General features: G+C 57.4%; 2 protein-coding genes. One reads left to right on the top strand and one right to left on the bottom strand.

The genetic code is table 11. The features are described from left to right. The coding region (locus AB4Z23_RS27305) for an alpha/beta hydrolase fold domain-containing protein (protein ID WP_441361161.1) at positions 1-403 on the top strand (403 nt) is incomplete at its 5' end. A gap of 45 nt (positions 404-448) precedes the next feature. Here AB4Z23_RS27305 and AB4Z23_RS27300 read toward each other — a convergent pair. Further along, a partial coding sequence (locus tag AB4Z23_RS27300) for an SDR family NAD(P)-dependent oxidoreductase (RefSeq protein WP_441361160.1) occupies positions 449-857 on the bottom strand: 409 nt, incomplete at its 5' end.

Raw genomic sequence — 857 nt, 5'->3', positions numbered from 1 at the left:
AGGCATGCCAATGCCCGGCAGATTAGTCTTGCTCTCGCCACAGGTTGACCTCACCGAATCGGGCGACAGTTTCCAAACAAACCAGATGATTGATCTCGTTCTGCCGCGCCCGCTCAGATCAAACAACCTGCTCTACGCCGGTGGTGCTGATCTTTCCAATCCCTATCTATCACCGCTCTTCGGCGATTTGGCGGGCCTTCCGCCGACATTCCTGCAGACCGGCACGCGTGACCTGTTCCTATCGAACACGGTGAGGATGCATCGAGCCTTGCGAAAAGCTGGCGTGGAAACAGAATTGCACGTCTTTGAAGCGATGCCCCATGGTGGCTTCATGGGTGGGACACCGGAAGACCAGGAACTCGAAGCGGAGATCCACCGGTTCGTCATGGCAAACTGGAACTGAGGCGGGAAACCCACACAGGTTTGGCGCAGCCCCTCTGTTGACCTGCTACATCCCTGGCCACATTCCTCCGTCAAGTCGGAGGTTTGCTCCTGTGATATAGCCGGCACGGGGGCTCGAGAGAAACGCAATCGCATCCGCAATCTCCTCGAGGGTTCCGACCCTTCCAAGGGGCACCTGAGCAAACATTGGCAGGATTTCTCTCTCTATGTCATTCCAGGGGGCGTCAATGGCCATCCCCTTCTCCATGGCCTTCTTACGGAATGCGGTATCCAAACTGATGCTATGCACCGTTCCAGGCGAAACGGTGTTTGCGGTGATGCCGTGTGCAGCAACGTCTTTTGCGAGCGACGCCGTCATCGCGATCATGGCTGCTTTGGCGGCAGAGTAGTCCGGTCGACTTGCAGGCGGCATCAGGGCCGCTAGGCTTGAGATGTTTATGATCCGACCCCACCGC

This window comes from Agrobacterium sp. MCAB5, from assembly GCF_052114365.1.
GTDB classification, from domain to species: Bacteria; Pseudomonadota; Alphaproteobacteria; order Rhizobiales; family Rhizobiaceae; genus Agrobacterium; species Agrobacterium tumefaciens.
The sequence above is the reverse complement of the archived record's forward strand: the minus strand, read 5'-3'. Positions and strand labels throughout refer to the sequence as shown.